At 47.8% G+C, this 14,745-nt stretch carries 13 protein-coding genes; 7 read left to right on the forward strand and 6 right to left on the reverse strand.

The window, feature by feature from the left end; all coding sequences use genetic code 11:
* Window positions 1–72: 72 nt before the first annotated feature.
* The 4 genes from katA to CP943_RS21180 all read left to right on the forward strand — a co-directional run bounded on the left by katA (window position 73) and on the right by CP943_RS21180 (window position 4,383).
* Window positions 73–1,530, forward strand: a complete 1,458-nt coding sequence (gene katA / locus CP943_RS21165) for a catalase KatA (RefSeq protein WP_023856947.1) — start codon at window positions 73–75, stop codon at window positions 1,528–1,530.
* A 117-nt stretch (window positions 1,531–1,647) separates the two neighbouring features.
* Window positions 1,648–2,064 carry a Fur family transcriptional regulator gene (locus CP943_RS21170; protein ID WP_105981302.1) on the forward strand — a complete coding sequence of 139 codons (417 nt, stop codon included), beginning with the start codon at window positions 1,648–1,650 and terminating at the stop codon, window positions 2,062–2,064.
* Between the two features lie 6 nt (window positions 2,065–2,070).
* Window positions 2,071–3,024 (forward strand): ferrochelatase, encoded by a 954-nt coding sequence (gene hemH, locus CP943_RS21175; protein WP_020453430.1) that lies wholly within the window; start codon window positions 2,071–2,073, stop codon window positions 3,022–3,024.
* A 333-nt stretch (window positions 3,025–3,357) separates the two neighbouring features.
* Window positions 3,358–4,383 carry a pectate lyase family protein gene (locus tag CP943_RS21180; RefSeq protein WP_023856944.1) on the forward strand — a complete coding sequence of 342 codons (1,026 nt, stop codon included), beginning with the start codon at window positions 3,358–3,360 and terminating at the stop codon, window positions 4,381–4,383.
* Between the two features lie 37 nt (window positions 4,384–4,420).
* On the opposite strand, the gene CP943_RS21185 is transcribed toward CP943_RS21180, so the two are convergent.
* The 5 genes from CP943_RS21185 to CP943_RS21205 all read right to left on the reverse strand — a co-directional run bounded on the left by CP943_RS21185 (window position 4,421) and on the right by CP943_RS21205 (window position 11,319).
* Complete coding sequence (locus CP943_RS21185; RefSeq protein ID WP_020453432.1) at window positions 4,421–5,272, reverse strand: NAD(P)H-hydrate dehydratase; 852 nt, start codon at window positions 5,270–5,272, stop codon at window positions 4,421–4,423.
* 165 nt (window positions 5,273–5,437) lie between these two features.
* Window positions 5,438–7,189 carry a thiol reductant ABC exporter subunit CydC gene (gene cydC / locus CP943_RS21190; protein WP_023856943.1) on the reverse strand — a complete coding sequence of 584 codons (1,752 nt, stop codon included), beginning with the start codon at window positions 7,187–7,189 and terminating at the stop codon, window positions 5,438–5,440.
* Window positions 7,186–8,910, reverse strand: coding sequence for a thiol reductant ABC exporter subunit CydD (gene cydD, locus CP943_RS21195; RefSeq protein ID WP_023856942.1), 1,725 nt, complete (start codon window positions 8,908–8,910; stop codon window positions 7,186–7,188). The genes cydC and cydD overlap by 4 nt, the downstream gene beginning before the upstream one ends.
* Window positions 8,910–9,926 carry a cytochrome d ubiquinol oxidase subunit II gene (gene cydB, locus CP943_RS21200; protein ID WP_020453435.1) on the reverse strand — a complete coding sequence of 339 codons (1,017 nt, stop codon included), beginning with the start codon at window positions 9,924–9,926 and terminating at the stop codon, window positions 8,910–8,912. The genes cydD and cydB overlap by 1 nt, the downstream gene beginning before the upstream one ends.
* Window positions 9,913–11,319, reverse strand: coding sequence for a cytochrome ubiquinol oxidase subunit I (locus CP943_RS21205; RefSeq protein WP_020453436.1), 1,407 nt, complete (start codon window positions 11,317–11,319; stop codon window positions 9,913–9,915). Before CP943_RS21205 ends, cydB begins: the two co-directional genes overlap by 14 nt.
* A 284-nt stretch (window positions 11,320–11,603) precedes the next feature.
* On the opposite strand from CP943_RS21205, the gene CP943_RS22355 reads away from it, so the two are divergent.
* From CP943_RS22355 to CP943_RS21220, 3 genes are all read left to right on the forward strand, one after another.
* The gene (locus tag CP943_RS22355) at window positions 11,604–11,945 is read left to right on the forward strand and encodes a hypothetical protein (protein WP_155121659.1); all 342 of its coding nucleotides are present in this window, start codon (window positions 11,604–11,606) and stop codon (window positions 11,943–11,945) included.
* A 163-nt stretch (window positions 11,946–12,108) separates the two neighbouring features.
* Complete coding sequence (locus tag CP943_RS21215; protein WP_020453437.1) at window positions 12,109–12,897, forward strand: formate/nitrite transporter family protein; 789 nt, start codon at window positions 12,109–12,111, stop codon at window positions 12,895–12,897.
* An 84-nt stretch (window positions 12,898–12,981) separates the two neighbouring features.
* Entirely contained in the window at window positions 12,982–13,371 is a 390-nt protein-coding gene (locus tag CP943_RS21220) for a DUF1259 domain-containing protein (RefSeq protein WP_023856940.1), read from the forward strand.
* 17 nt (window positions 13,372–13,388) lie between these two features.
* Here the strand turns inward: CP943_RS21220 and CP943_RS21225 are convergent, their stop codons facing one another.
* Entirely contained in the window at window positions 13,389–14,720 is a 1,332-nt protein-coding gene (locus CP943_RS21225; RefSeq protein WP_020453439.1) for an NAD-dependent malic enzyme, read from the reverse strand.
* Between the last annotated feature and the right edge of the window lie 25 nt (window positions 14,721–14,745).

Here is a 14,745-nt window from a genome sequence, read left to right on the forward strand (position 1 = left end):
ATAAATATTGTTTTTTTCTTGAGAAATGTTATCATTGTTTTGTAATTAAAATTTACGCGAGGTGATCCTTTGATGACGACAAATAAAAACAACCTAACAACCAGCTGGGGCGCTCCCGTTGGAGACAACCAAAACTCAATGACAGCTGGTTCACGCGGACCGACGCTGATTCAGGACGTCCACTTGCTCGAAAAGCTCGCCCACTTCAACAGAGAGCGTGTGCCTGAACGAGTTGTGCATGCAAAAGGCGCCGGTGCGCACGGTTACTTTGAAGTCACAAATGACGTTTCCAAATATACTAAAGCCAAATTTTTATCAGAAGTCGGAAAACGCACACCGTTATTCGTCCGTTTTTCCACTGTTGCAGGCGAAAACGGTTCAGCCGATTCCGTCCGCGACCCGCGCGGATTTGCTGTTAAATTTTATACAGAGGAAGGGAACTATGATCTCGTCGGAAACAACACACCTGTTTTCTTTATTCGCGATGCGATTAAATTCCCTGATTTCATTCATACACAAAAGCGCCATCCGGTCACACATTTGAAAAACCCGGATGCCGTATGGGATTTTTGGTCATTGTCTCCAGAGTCCCTTCACCAGGTGACCATCCTGATGTCTGACAGAGGCATCCCCGCCACTTACCGGCACATGCACGGTTTCGGTTCCCACACATTCAAATGGGTGAATGCCGAAGGAGAAGGCGTCTGGATCAAATACCACTTCAAAACAGAACAAGGCATTAAAAACCTGACCGAAGAAGTAGGGACAAAGATTGCAGGTGAAAACCCCGATTATCATACACAGGACTTGTATGAGGCGATTGAAAAAGGAGACTTCCCGGCATGGAAGCTGTACGTTCAAATCATGCCCCTGGAGGATGCGGATACGTACCGTTTTGATCCGTTCGATGTTACAAAAGTATGGTCGCAAAAAGATTATCCGCTGATTGAAGTCGGCCGCATGGTTCTAAACCGCAATCCGGAAAACTATTTCGCAGAGGTTGAACAAGCTACATTCTCCCCTGGAACATTGGTGCCCGGCATTGAACCGTCTCCCGACAAAATGCTCCAGGGACGCCTGTTCGCATATGCGGATGCGCACCGCTACCGCGTCGGCGCAAACCATAACAGCCTGCCGATCAACCGTCCGAAAGCAGACGTCCATAATTATCAAAGAGACGGACAAATGCGCTTTGATTCAAACGGCGGGGGCTCTGTCTACTATGAACCAAACAGCTTCGGAGGCCCTCAGGAATCTCCTGAAAACAAAACAACGGCTTATCCGGTGTCAGGTTCGGCGGACAGCACTTCTTACGACCATAACGACCACTACACACAGGCTGGCGATCTTTACCGCCTCTTGAGCGAAGAAGAGCGGACTCGTCTTGTCAGCAATATCGTAGGTTCGATGAAGCAGGTGACAAAAGACGAAATCAAGCTTCGGCAAATTCAGCATTTCTATAAAGCAGATCCGGAGTACGGAACACGAGTTGCCGAAGGATTGGGCTTGTCCGTTCCGCAGGAAGTTTAAGGCTAAATCATTTCAATCATTCTCAATGAATATTCTCATTTTCTCAGGTACAGGCACCCGTCTTCTTAAGCATGCGGGTGCCTGACCTTAATCAAAGAACGACAGGGGATGTTACGTGTGGAAGACGAACAGCTCGTCCCTTTCTTAAAGAAGCGGGGTTTACGAATAACAGCTCAGCGCGTCCTGATTTTAAAAACGATCGCTTCTCTGGGCGGCCACCCATCGGCGGAAGACATTCACCGGGAATTGCCGTACATGAGTCTCCCGACAATCTACAGCAACTTGAAATTATTTGTGAAGCTCGGCATTTTAAAAGAGCTGTCCCACGGAGACGCAAAAAGCAAATATGAATTATTTACATCAGAGCACTATCATGTTGTCTGTAAATCATGCGGAAAAGTCGCTGATCTGGACTATCCTCACCTCAAAGAGGTTGAGCATGCAGCAGCACAATTGACGAACTTTAAAGTGAACTCGCATTATTTAGGGATTTACGGAATCTGTACAACATGCCAAGAACAGCAGCAGAGGTGAAGACATATGAACCGAAAAAAAGTCGGCCTGTTAGTCATGGCATACGGAACCCCTTATCAGGAAGAAGATATCATTCCGTATTACACGCATATCCGTCATGGAAAACGGCCGTCCGATGATATGATTGAAGACTTGAAAAAACGCTACAAGCATATCGGCGGAATCTCTCCGCTCGCGGAAATTACGCTCGCTCAGGCAAAAGAGCTGGAAAAAACGTTGAACGAGCGCCAAGATGAGGTCGAATACGTGATGTATCTCGGCTTAAAACACATCTCTCCGTTTATCGAGGATGCGGTTGAACAAATGAAAAAAGACCAAATTGAAGCGGCCGTTTCCGTCGTCTTAGCTCCCCACTATTCCACCTTCAGTACCGAAGTATACAATCGGCGCGCCAAACAGGCCGCAGCAGCAATCGGCGGCCCCCGGATCGCATCGATTGACGAATGGTACCAGGAAGAAGGCTTTATTCGCTATTGGTCTGAAGAAATCGGCAGCATTTTAAACGGCATGTCTGAAAAAGAACGAAAAAAAGCGGTTCTTGTATGCTCAGCACACAGCCTGCCGGAAAAAATCAAGGAGCATGGAGATCCATACCCGGATCAACTCGAGAAAACGGCCCAACTAATCGGAGAACAACTGTCGTTTGACCAGATCGCCGTAGGCTGGCAAAGTGAGGGCAACACACCCGATCCGTGGCTTGGTCCGGATGTCCAAGACTTAACAAAAGAACTGTATCAGGAAGGCTTCCGGTCATTTATTTACGCACCGGTCGGATTTGTCTCTGACCACTTGGAAGTGCTGTATGACAACGACTATGAGTGTAAAGCGGTTACGGACGAGCTTGGCGCAAGCTATCACCGTCCGCCTATGCCGAACACCGATCCGCGCTTCATTGATACGCTTGCCGCAGTCGTTGAGCGAACATACAACAGCACAGAACAGGAGAAAGCGGGACTGTAAATCGCTCCGAAAAATGAAAAACTGAAGAAAACATGATTTAGAAGCAGAATCTATGGCTATTCATTTCCATAGATTCTTTTTTTTGCACCATTATGATGAAAGACCTTCAACTAAATGCGCTTATTCTCAGATTCGTGTCATTTGGCATAATCACCAGCTTATGCGCAAATCCAACTCACATCATGATTATTCAGATTATTCAGAAACGTATGCTATGCTCTCTCTGATTCCAATAAAAGGGAGGGATCATCAGTGTCCATCACTTGGCATCCGCCGTAATTGTAAGCGCTTCCTATATAGCGGCGGCATGAAAAAAGAATAGGAGGAATGAATGTGAAGAAATTAATCAGCATCATCTTTATCTTTGTATTAGGGGTTATCGGGTCTTTGACAGCGGCGGTTTCGGCAGAAGCAGCTTCTTCGTTAAGCTCGGGCAAAGTAAATCCGCTTGCCGATTTCAGCTTAAAAGGCTTCGCGACACTAAACGGCGGAACAACAGGCGGAGAAGGCGGTCAGACGGTAACCGTAACAACGGGAGATCAGCTCATTGCGGCATTAAAAAATAAGAATGCAAATACGCCATTAAAAATTTATGTCAACGGCACCATTACAACCTCAAATACATCCGCATCAAAGATTGACGTCAAAGACGTGTCAAACGTATCGATTGTCGGGTCAGGGACCAAAGGCGAACTCAAAGGCATCGGCATTAAAGTATGGCGCGCCAACAACATCATCATCCGCAACTTAAAAATTCACGAAGTAGCTTCCGGCGATAAAGACGCGATCGGCATTGAAGGCCCTTCTAAAAACATTTGGGTTGATCATAACGAGCTTTACCACAGCCTGAACGTTGACAAAGATTACTATGACGGATTATTTGACGTCAAAAGAGACGCCGAATATATTACATTCTCTTGGAACTATGTGCACGATGGCTGGAAATCCATGCTGATGGGCTCATCGGACAGCGACAATTACAACCGGACGATTACATTCCACCATAACTGGTTCGAAAATCTGAATTCGCGGGTGCCGTCATTCCGTTTCGGAGAGGGCCACATTTACAACAACTATTTCAATAAGATCATCGACAGCGGAATTAATTCGAGAATGGGCGCACGTATCAAAATTGAGAACAACCTTTTTGAAAACGCCAAAGATCCAATTGTCTCTTGGTACAGCAGTTCACCAGGCTATTGGCATGTATCCAACAACAAATTTATAAACTCCAGGGGCAGCATGCCGACTACCTCTACTACAACCTATAATCCGCCATACAGCTACTCACTCGACAATGTCGACAATGTAAAATCAATCATCAAACAAAATGCCGGAGTCGGCAAAGTCAATCCATAAACTTTGAGGTGAAACGTTCGGAGGCATTCCGAGCGTTTCACTCATTTCCATCCTCATACGCTTTCCAAACCGTAGGCAGCAGATCGGAAAGTTCATGTGCGAGAAGCGTATGGGCCGATCTGGTCTTTGTCCATGCATCAGCACATGCGCCATGCAGGTGGACAGCATTCAACACCGCTTCTCTCGGATTCTCATGACAGCACAGCATTCCGAGAAGCATTCCGGTTAACGTATCTCCGGTTCCTCCCTTTGCCAGCGCCCCGTTTCCCGTTACATTCCTCCAGCACTTGCCATCCGGGAAAGCAATGATCGTTTCATTGCCTTTCAATACAAGAGTAACACCGTGTTCCTCTGCATAATCTCGAGCATAACCGGCCCGGTTCGTCTCAATTTCTTGAATGGACAAGCCTGTCATTTTCGAAAATTCCCCCGGATGCGGCGTTAATATCACCGGTGCTTCCCTTTCTTGATACGTTCGTTTTGAAAGAGCACCCGCATCAAGGACAACCGGGCAGTCTTTCGTCAATACATTCCGGACCGCTTGCTCAGTCATTTGCGAAGGCGGCAGCCCCGGCCCGATCGCAATCGCCCGGTAAGGTTCGGCAATCTCGCCGGACGCCGCCTTTTCTAAGCCGTCCCGCCAATACGTCGCTTCAGGGAGAACGGGGACGATCAACGGAATGGCACTTCCGCACGTTCCGATGACAAGCTTTCCAAGACCGCTCCGCATCGCCCCAATTCCTGCAAGGAGAGCCGCTCCCGGCATATCATCGCTTCCCGCGAGCAAAAGGCCGGTTCCATAAGTTCCTTTATGACTTCCATTCCCCCTTTTCGGCAATGAGCCCTTCACACAGTCTTTCGTCCATATCGGCAATTGTTCTGCAGACATCCCGGATCACACCTTTCAATACAAAGTTTAAACAAACGTTTAATTAAATACTAACTGAATCATACCCTTCACCGCTCTTTAACATGCAAAATAAAAGCAGTTGATGAGCGGGCCATATAAAAAAAGACAGCTTCTCGACTTGAAGCTGTCTTTTGCGGTTTTCTACTAAGAAAGCCGGCCGACAGGCGCATCCAGACGATAAAGTCTTGAATAGCGCGGATTGTTTTCCAAAAGCTGCTGATGGCTCCCTGCCATTGCAAGCTTCCCTTTGTCTAAAAACAGAATCCGGTCGGCCGCTTCGGCTCCTGCCAAATGGTGTGTAATCCATAGAACCGTCTTTCCATCAAGCACTTGAAACATCGTTGATAGAAGCTCTTTCTCTGTTTTAGGATCAAGACCTATAGTCGGTTCATCCAATACAACGATTGGCGCATTCTGCAGCAGAATCCGCGCCAATGCAATCCGCTGACGTTCTCCGCCTGAAAAACGAATGCCCGTTTCCTGAACAGATGTATGATATCCTTCGGGTAGAGACTGAATATAATCGTGAAGCTTCACCTGGCGCGCCGCCCAATACACGTCCTCATCGCTCGCGTCAGGGTTTCCGAGCCTGATATTATTCAAAACCGTCGTATCAAACAGATGCGGCTGCTGATTAAAAACGGAGACTGCGCGTGAGATTTCTCCCTGAAGAGACTGCACAGAAATGCCGTTCAATGTAATGTTTCCTTTAGAAGGAGCGAGCGCCCCTTGTATTAACGACAAGATCGTCGATTTACCAGCGCCGCTCGGCCCGAGCAAAGCGGTCTTTTCCCCCTGCTTTAATATAAATGAAACACCGTCCAACACCGGATGGCCTTCTTCATAAGAAAAACAAACATCTTCAAAGCGAAGCGTGACATCGTCCAAACCTACAGCCTCCGCCCGTTCCTGCTGAACAGCGCCTCCAATTTCTTCCCTTTTCGGCGGCTCAAGCCCGTCCATTCTTTCTAAAGAATCCTGATACTCAGGGATTGACGCCGCTGCGTCTGAAAGCGGAAAGAAAGCTTCTGTCAAAGGAAACACAACAAGGACAAACGCTGCAATAAACACAGGAGCCAGGGCGCCTTCCGCGCTTTGTCCGCCCGCCCATATTAACATCAGAAGAACAAGTCCTGCCGCCAGGCATTGCATGGCAAAGTCCCTCCAACGACTGAAGCGCATCCGTTTCTTTTCGATCGCCAGCCATTCCTGCTCTGCCGCTTCATACGCATGGACGAAGTCGTTTTGCCGGCCGCTGAACACCCAGTCGCTCACGCCCATGACCGCGTCTGTCAGCTGACGGTACAAGAGGCTTCGTCCTCTTTTCAGCGCAACATTTTTCGCCCTTGTCACAAGCAGGGAAACAAGCGGAACAAGAAACACGAAAACCGCTGCATAGATCGCGATCAGCCCTGCAAAAGGCCATGAAAAAAAGCCAATAGCAGTGATGAATACGCCATATAAAAGAAGCGCCGACAGCCCGGGAAATACCGTTCTCAAATACATGTCCTGCAAATGCTCAACATCGTCGGCCAAAATGCCGAGCATATCCCCCGTCCGAAAGCGTTCACGCCATTTTAAAGCTTGAGGTTCCAGCATCCTGTAAAGCCTGACGCGCATATCGGATAAAATTTTCAAGATGATATGGTGTCCGGTCAATCGCTCAACATAGCGCGACACCGAGCGCAGAATCCCGAAGGTGCGGACCGCTACGATCGGGACATAAATCATCAAAACATTTTCCGGACGCGTAGCCGCTTTGGATATTAAATAACCGGAGGTAAACATGAGAGCTGCAGCCGAGCATGCCGTCAATCCGCCAAGCAACACGACAATGATCAAAAGCCTTATATTTTTCTTGATATAGGGCAGAATCCACCCGTCTTCATTGTTCATGATGCACCTCCAAACGACTGCGCCTGCACAAGCTCGTAATAAACGCCCCGCTTTTCAATCAATTCTTGATGTGTACCGGTTTCAGCCACCTGTCCATTCTTCAGCACGATAATTTCATCCATATCAAGCATCCAGTGAAGACGATGAGTTGCCATAAAAACCAGCTTGTCTTCAAACAATTTCAGCATCGTTTTTTTCAATTCGTATTCTGTTTCGATATCCAAGTGAGCGGTCGGCTCATCTAAAAGGAGAATCGGACGGTTGCCTAGGAAAGCCCGGGCAACGGCTGTGCGCTGCGCCTGTCCGCCGCTTAATGCCCTCCCGCCTTCACCGATCCGCTCCTCTAAGCCGGACGGAAGCTGATCAATCAGCTCCGTCAGCCCGGCGGCTCTTGCTGCCTGTTCAACTTCTTCGTCAGAAGCGCCGGGATGATAAAAACGGATATTGGCTCCGAGCGTATCCGGAAAGATATAGGGATGCTGCGGAATATACAGGAGCTGATTTTGCCAGCTGTCTGTCTGCAAATGCGTCCTCTCTTTTCCCCCGACTTTGATCACGCCGCTTTTCGTTTCCAAGAAACCGCCGAGCACATCGATAAGCGTAGATTTTCCGGCACCGCTTTCTCCGATGATTCCGATTTTTTTCTTTCCTTTAAACGATAGAGAAATGCCGGATAATGAGGAGTTTTCCTCCTCATCATGCCGCACCTCTACATCCTTGAACTCGATTTGATCGTTGTCTGACCATCGCTCAAGATCCAAAGGCGCCTCATCCTTGAAACCGGGCGACTCCAATATCGCCTTGATCGCTTTACCGGCTTCCCGTCCGTTCAACGTAGCATGATAGTCATTGCCGACTTCCCGGACAGGGAGAAAAAACTCAGGCGCAAGAATCAGAATGGCTAGCGCCGGCTCCAGTATGATAGTGCCGTCAACAAGACCGAGACCGAGAAAAACGGCTACGGTTGCCACGGACAGCATGGTGAAAAAATCCAGTGCAAACGAAGACAGAAAGGCAATTTTAAGCGTGCCCATCGTCGCTTTCCTGTACCGTTCGCTCACATGAAAAATATTCTTCGTATGTGAACGGCTCATGCCCAGCACTTTCAATGTTTCCAGGCCGCGCAAGGAATCAGTAAAATGATTTGAAAGCATCTCATACGTCTTCCACTGGCTGTCCGCTTTTCTCTTTGCCGCATAGCCGAGAAGGATCATAAATGCGATTAAAATCGGCAGCGTAATCATTAAGACTGCAGCGGAGGATGTGTCTTTAAAAAAGACATAACAGACAACCGCCGGCGGTATAACAGCCATGCTGATCATTTTTGGCAAAAACAGCTCCAAATAGCGGCGAAACTGCGCAATTCCTTCCATCGCGAGTGTGACGACGTGACCTGTTCCTTCTTTTCTCGCCAGTCCGGGGCCGGATTGGAAAAGCTTCTCCAAAAACTTTTTCCGCAGGTCGGCCCCCGTCTTGGCGGCATAATCAAAAATCAGCCTTTGCCTGACAAGGGTCACGGCATGGCGGAATAAAAAAGCGGCGGTAAATAAGATGATCAGCGGAACAAGCGAACCGACCCGCTCGCCGTTAAAAAGGCGGGTCACCGCTTCAGCAAGCCATTCGGCCTGCATGATAATAGCTGCGCCCTGCATGCATGTCAGTACGGTGAGTGCTGCAAGAATTCGCTTCATTCCTTTATATTGCAAAAGATCTTTTCCCATTAATAAATCATTGGCTCCTTACTGCTGACCCGTTTTCGAAAAACATAGTAGCTCCAGATCTGATAGCCCAGCACGAACGGAAGCAGTGACAGCGCGACGATCGTCATCACTTTTAAAGAATAGTCTCCTGATGAAGCATTATAAACCGTTAAATCATATGCGCTTTTGACCGAGCTGATCATGACGCGCGGGAACAGCGCAGTGAAAATCGTCGCCACTGTGAGGGCGATCCCAGCCCCTGTCATAGCAAATGTCCAGCCGTCGCGTTTTTGTTTCATAAATACGATCGACAGCACATAACAAACGACAATCAGAGCCGCAAGAGGTATCGTCACATGTCCCCTGCCCGTGAACAAGTCCGTTTCAAAAATGGATAAAGCAACAAAGGCAACAAGCGCCGCCAAAACGGCGAATACGACTTTTTTAGCCAGCTGTCTTGCCCGGTCGCGCAAATCGGCTTCCGTTCTCAACGTAATAAAGATCAGGCCGTGCAGCAGGCAGAGAAGTGTAACGGTGACTCCCCCTGTTACGGAATAGACGTTCACATAGTCAGTAAAACCGGCGTGCAGATTCATATCGGCATCAATCGGCATACCGCGCAAAATACTGGTAAATAAAACACCGAACAAAAACGGGGGCAGAATGCTGCCGAAGAATACGACCCAATCCCATGTTTTCTTCCATTTTGCGGTTTCGACTTTCCCTCTAAATTCAAACGCGACTCCGCGTCCGATCAATGCAAGAAGAACAAAGACAAACGGAATGTAATATCCGCTGAACATCGTGGCATACCAGTTTGGAAAAGCCGCGAAAATCGCGCCTCCCCCAGTCAGCAGCCAGACTTCATTGGCATCCCAGAAAGGGCCGATCGTATTGATCATCACCCTCCGTTCAAGCTCGTTGCGCCCGAGAAACCGGGTCGCCATTCCGACGCCGAAATCAAAACCTTCAAGAAAGAAAAAACCGATGAACAGCACAGCGACTAATATAAACCAAAGTTCATTAAGAGATACCATGGTAAACCTCCTGATCAAACGGGTCTGTCGATACGGAATCGTCATGATGGTGGTCATGGTGTGCAGCCCCTTTTTTAATCTCCCGCACAAACAAGTAGACAAGAACGAGCGCCAGTACAAGATAAATCGCTGTAAACGCGATGACGGAAAACAGCAGCATTCCCGCTGATACGTTCGGCGACACGGACTGCGCCGTTGTCAAAATACCGAACACCGTCCACGGCTGGCGTCCGATTTCAGTCATGATCCACCCCGCCGTATTTGCAATGAATGGAAAGGCGATTAAAGCCACCATCGTCCGCAAAAACCATTTGCTTGTTTCAAGTCTTTTACGGAAGCTGAGATAGAGGCCAGTCAAAGCGGCAACGATCATTAAAAGTCCTGAGCCGGCCATGATTCTGAAGCTCCAGAACGTCGTTTTCACCGGCGGAATATAATTTCCTTCTCCGTATTTTTCTTCATATTGCTTTTGCAGCGTCTTCATTCCGGGCACATCGCCGCTGAATTGTTTATAAGCCAAATAGCTAAGCGCATACGGGATGCTGAGCTCTGATTTGTTTTCCTGCTTGTCCGCGTCAATGTTCGCAAGCACCGTCCAAGCTGCAGGATCACCGCTGTCATCCCAAAGCGCTTCGCTGGCAGCCATTTTCATCGGCTGGCTCTTCATCAGATGCTGGGCCTGCTCATGTCCGCTGAACGCTACGCCGATGCCGGAAACAAGCGCCACAATCATCGCGATTTGAAAGGATTTTTTAAAAAAGAGCAATTCCTGTTTTTTCAGCATTTTATACGCGCTGACACCGGCAATGAAAAACGCTCCGGTGGCAAGCGCACCGAAAATGACGTGCGGAAATTCAACCCATAGCTGCGGATTTTTAATAATCGCAAAGAAATCGGTCATTTCCGCGCGGCCGTTTTTGATCGCGAATCCGACAGGCTCCTGCATAAACGAGTTGGCCGCTAAAATCCAAAACGCCGACATGATCGTTCCAAGCGAAACAAGCCAGATGGACAGCAAATGAATCTTCTTCGGAAGCCGGTCCCAGCCAAATATCCACAAACCGATAAACGTCGATTCCATAAAGAAAGCAAGCAGCGCCTCCACCGCGAGCGGAGCGCCGAATACATCACCGACAAAGCGGGAGTACTCCGACCAGTTCATTCCGAACTGAAATTCCTGTAGAATCCCGGTGACCACACCGACTGCAAAATTAATTAAAAATAAGTGCCCCCAAAATTTAGCCATCGTTCTGTAAATGTCTTTTTTCTTTACGACGTATAGAGTTTCCATTAAAGCAACCATAAAGACAAGCCCGATTGACATCGGCACAAAAATAAAGTGAAAGATCGTTGTTGAAGCAAATTGAAATCTTGCCAAAATGAGTTCGTCCACTGTTCCAGTCTCCTCCTCTTTGTTCTAGCCGGACCGTTGCCGAATGGCATCACCCTTGCTCAAAGTTTCACATGAATCTTATGAATATGATCACAGACAAAAGGGTGACCTTGGCCCACATTGATGTTCCGTTATTATCCGGATGGTTATTTATACCTGTACTTTACCGCGAATCCCTTCTTAAATAAAGTACATATCCCCTAATTTATGGATGTCATTGTGACAATTATCCGAAGAAATTATAGCTATTTTGTGACACTGTGGTTAACAAGAACTAAATCAGCATGAGAAAAATGCCCCTCATTCCCGCGGAGCATTTCGTCATTCAACGATTGCGATTCTCTGCGCAAAGCCTTGCGGATCAAAAGAATACCGTTATATGCAATCAAACAAATTCGGCGCTTTCCTTCAGCTTGAAAACGCCTGACGGAAAGTCCTGCTATTTTGTCCAATCTGTGAAATCTTCCCTCAGCCTTTTGCGCACGTCCTTCATCTATGCCTTCATGCAGCACTTGCTGATTACACTGCGCATTTACCTGCTTGCTGCCGTATCCCTCCCTGTCGAGCTATTTTTGAAACATCGCTCCCTCAGGCTTTTACGAATGGATGGAATATTTATTACTTGAAAATAAACAATAACGATACCCTGTTTATTCTATGAAAATCGAACCATACATTTGTTCAAACAAAATACACAAAATTTGTGAAATGTTTCACAATATCCTGCTATACTTAGTTTGTATTTATGATAGATACTTCTTAAGTAAACACTTGATGGTGGTGGAAAACATGGAATCAAAATCACTTGTTCTAGTCGAAGAGCTTGCCTTAAAAAAGCAAAGCATCTTTATGCAAAGCCCGCTTCGTTATCTTTTACGAGCTATGCTGGCCAGTATGTTTATCGGGTTCGGAGTCATTGTAGCGTTTAAAACGGGGAATCTATTTTATGTTGAACATTCTCCGTTCACATATCCAATTGCAGCAATCACATTCGGGGGCGCCATCATTCTGATCGTCTATGGCGGAGGAGATTTATTTACGGGAAATACATTTTATTATACATTGGCTGCGCTTCGTAAAAAAATGCGTTGGCCCGCTGTTATCAAGCTGTGGATGTTCAGCTATGCAGGAAATTTAATGGGCGCCGTGTTTTTCGCAGGCCTCATCTTTGCGACCGGTTTATTTAAGGATCCTTCTTCCACCGGCTTTATACTTAGCGTGGCGGAACATAAAATGAATACGCCGGTGACCGAATTGTTTTTCAAAGCGATTTTGTGTAACTGGCTAGTCTGCCTTGCGTTCTTTGTTCCGATGGCGCAAAAAGGAGACGGAGCGAAAATGTTCTCTATGATGCTGTTTGTTTTTACTTTCTTTATTTCCGGTTATGAACACAGCATCGCGAACATGGCCACTTTTGCCGTCTCTCTGGTCACCGAGCATCCGGATACGATTTCGATTGCAGGCGCAATCCATAACTTGATTCCGGTAACCCTCGGGAACCTGATCGGAGGCGCGTTTATGATGGGCTTCATGTACCACTATGCAAACAAGCCGGGCGGTGAAGAAATCATCAAATAAAAAGATTGTCCATTTTTAAAGGATTCTAAATATGCAGGTTCCCTTCATAAAATCGTGGTAACTTTAAAAATGGAGGTTCAGCAGATGCAAAGTTTTCATTCGCTTTGCCAGCAGTTTGGACATATTTTAAATTGGGAGCCGCACATTGAACACGGTGTCTGTTCTGTCAGCATCAAACGGAATTTGCGCGTCACGATTCAAGGAAGGCCAAGCCGTGGAGTCGGCATGGAAGAAGTCATGTTCGAGTCGCTCGATCAAAACGGAATCGCCTTGAATATGGCCGAAGTTGCCATTTTGCCTGAAGAAATTCCGTTGTTTACAAAAAAGCTTGTCGATCAAGGCATCATCATCAGCGCTCTCCACAATCATTGGATTTTTACAAAACCGAATATTTTATATATTCATTTTCAATCTGTAGAACCGCCGTTAACATTCGCAAGAAAAACAGCTGCCGCTTTATCCGTATTGCGATAAAGCAGCAGCTGTTTTCTTTATCCGTTCATTTTTCCCATTTCTGAAAGTGCGACCCTTTCGACTGCTTTGGCCACAATCTCGTGAACATCAGGATTCAGCGGATCAGGCACAAGATCGCCTTGTTTTGTGCAGGATGCGATCGCTTCGGCGGCCGCGACCAGCATTGGGTGGCTGATCGATTCCGCTCCGGCATTTAACACGCCCCTGAAAATACCGGGGAACCCCAGCACATTGTTGACAGACCGTCCATCCGCAGCGTAGGCTGCCCCGGCCTCAAGCGCATCCTCAGGCTCAATCTCCGGCTTCGGATTGGACAGAGCCAAAATCACCTGGCCTTCCCGAACCCATTTCTTATTGATCAATCCCGGAACGCCGGTTGTCGCGACGATGATATCGCAGCTTTCCATCAATTCTTCGATGCTTTCAGCCGCATGGCCGCCATAGTTCTCTAAACGCGCCATCGCCTCAAGCGATTTATCCGTTCCGATGACACGTTTTACCCCATATGCCATAAACATTCTGCAGATCGCGACCCCTGCCGCACCCAGGCCGATTTGGCCGACATGGGCCTGCTTCAGATCGACCCCTGCACTCTTGGCGGCTGAAATGGCGGCCGCCAGTGTCACCACCGCAGTACCGTGCTGGTCGTCATGCATGACCGGAATATTCAGGTCGTTTTTCAGGCGCTCTTCGATTTCAAAACAATGCGGTGAACCGATGTCTTCAAGCAAAATACCGCTAAATCCGGGCGCAATGTTTTTAACCGTCCGCACGATTTCGTCAGGATCATTCGTATCAAGCAGAATCGGAACTCCGCTGATGTCTGCAAGCTGGTCGAAAAGCGCGGCCTTCCCTTCCATAACAGGCATTCCCGCCACAGGCCCAATGTCTCCCAAGCCTAGGATGGCCGTACCGTCCGTTACAATTGCAACCGAATTGCCGATGCCTGTATAGATATTCGCTTTTTGCGGCTCTTCTTTAATAAGCTCGCACACATTCGCGACACCCGGCGTATACACCCGCCGCAGATCAGCGAGCGAGCGGATCGGCATCTTGCTTTTCACGCGGATCTTGCCGCCTTCATGGGCAGCCAGTACGTCGTCTGAAACGGTATGAAGATGGATGCCTTCTTTTAAGTTGCGGATCACTTCAAGGATCTCGGTAAGCTGTTCTTCATGCTCAACTTGAACCGTAATGTTCCGCATCGTATAATTCGGCCCCACCTTGATCGTTTCAACCTCTCCGATATCACCGCCGGCAAGGCCGATCGCCGTTGTCACCTTTCCAAGGTTTCCTGGTGCTGAAGGGATTTCCAGCATCAAATTCCGAATAATATTGTTGCCATTCATAACAGAATACCTCCATCAATTGTTT

The organism is Bacillus paralicheniformis (assembly GCF_002993925.1).
Taxonomy (GTDB): Bacteria; Bacillota; Bacilli; order Bacillales; family Bacillaceae; genus Bacillus; species Bacillus paralicheniformis.